Below are 2,012 nucleotides of genomic sequence, written 5' to 3'. Positions count from 1 at the left end.
GTAGAGCCTCCTGATCGGGCGCTAACGCTCGCGACGCGGTCGCTCGCTGCATGAGCGCACGATGACAAAAGACAGAGCCCCCGCCGGTGCAGACCGGCGGGGGCTTTTTCGTTGGCCGGACGGCGCGTTTCGCCTTTCAGGGGATAGAGTCTGGTTAAGCCACGTCCCGACGCGGGCAGGGACTTGCAAGGAACCGCGGATTACCGCCTACGTTCGCCTGACGGACGTTAGGGGTTTGGTAATCATGTTGCGCGCGCTTCGCATCGGCCTGTTCATCGGCACCCTGATCGGGATGTCGGCCTGTGCCGCGACTCCTCCGGCGAATCCTGACGTCAGCGGGCCCTACGGGGCAGTGGATGCCGGGCCCCGACGCTAGGCCGCAAGGAAACCGTGGCGGAAACGGCCGACTTCGGCTAGGAACAAACAGCGGACGCCGACTGCTGCGCCGCGCAGGTCTGCCTCCCCCTAGATGTTAGCCATCGCCATCGCTGTCGTTCTGCTCCTCGTGGTGCTCAACGGCCTGTTCGCCATGACCGAGCTCGCGGTCGTCTCCTCCCGCAAGTCCAAACTGCAGAGTCGGGCCGAGCGCGGGGACAAGGGGGCCCGCGCGGCCCTGAAGCTGGCCGAGGATCCGACCCATTTCCTGTCGGCCGTCCAGGTCGGCATCACCCTGATCGGGATCCTGGCCGGTGCCTATGGTCAGGCGGCGATCGCCGGAGAGCTGGACAAGATCCTCCAGGCCCAGTTTCCGGCCCTGGTCGCCTATACCCAGATCTTCTCGACCGCCCTGGTGGTTGTCTGCATCACCTATGTCTCGCTGATCGTCGGCGAGCTGGTCCCCAAACGCCTGGCCCTGATCTTTCCCGAGACCATCGCCGCCAAGATGGCCGCGCCGATCTCGAGCCTGGCCGTGGTGCTGCATCCGTTCGTGGTGCTGCTGACGGCCTCGACCTCGGCGATCCTCAAACTGATGGGCGTCAAGGACCGCGACGGCACCGACGTCACCCAGGAAGAGGTCGAGACCATTCTCGCCGAGGGCACGTCGGCGGGCCTGATCGAGCCTGAGGAGCAGGTGATGATCGAGGAGATCCTGCGTCTGGGTGACCGCCCGGTGCGGGTGGCGATGACGCCGCGCACCGATGTGTTCTGGGTGGCGCTGGACGATACGGTCGCCGCGCTGCGTGAGGAAATTCGCGTCTGCCCCTATTCGCGTATCGTGGTGGCCCGCGACGGCGACCTCGATCACCCGATGGGTGTGGTCCACAAGAAGGACTTGCTGGACTCCTATCTGACCTCGGGTGAGCTGGAGGTCGAGAAACACGTCAAGACCCCGGCCTTCATCCCGCAGTCGACCTCGGTGCTGAAGGCGCTGGAGATCCTGAAGGGCACCCATGTCCACATGGCCTTCATCGTCGATGAGTACGGGGCCTTTGAGGGCGTGGTCACGGCCACCGACATTCTCGAGATGATCGCCGGCGACTTCAATGAAAGCCATGACGAACTGACCGGCTTCGTCACCCAGCGTGAAGACGGATCCTGGCTGGTCGACGGCCGCACCGACCTCGACGATCTGTGCGACATGCTGGGCGAGGATTTCGGCGAGAACGACAGCTTCCACACCGTGGCCGGCCTGGTTCTGCACCAGCTGTCGCGCGTGCCCGACAAGGGCGAGGAGCTGCAGCTGGGCCGGTTCGAGGTCGAGATTCTGGACATGGACGACCGCCGTATCGACAAGTTGCTGTTCCGTCAGGTGGTCCGGTCCGACGACGAGGCCCGTGCGATCGCGGCCCATCGGGACGACTGATCCGGTCTTTGCGCGCAATCGCTGGGTCCGGGGTCTGATAGCCCTTGAAAACCCGCCTTCGCTCGGGCATACGCCCCGGTCTGGCGAGGACCACGCGCCGATGGGGTAACCCACGGCGCGTTGTGCTTTGTCCGGGCACTACAGGAGTGTAGCTCAGCTGGTAGAGCATCGGTCTCCAAAACCGAGGGTCGTGGGTTCGAGTCCCTCC

At 64.9% G+C, this 2,012-nt stretch carries 1 protein-coding gene and 1 tRNA gene; both read left to right on the top strand.

Annotated features, from left to right (window positions below):
* The first annotated feature begins 469 nt into the window (after positions 1-469).
* Entirely contained in the window at positions 470-1,804 is a 1,335-nt protein-coding gene (locus PSV00_RS09760) for a hemolysin family protein (RefSeq protein WP_300446567.1), read from the top strand.
* Positions 1,805-1,954: 150 nt separating this feature from the next.
* A tRNA-Trp gene (locus PSV00_RS09755) sits at positions 1,955-2,012 on the top strand.

The sequence above is a fragment of the Brevundimonas sp. genome, assembly GCF_029945885.1.
Lineage (GTDB): Bacteria > Pseudomonadota > Alphaproteobacteria > Caulobacterales > Caulobacteraceae > Brevundimonas.
This window is presented reverse-complemented; position numbering and strand designations above follow the sequence as displayed.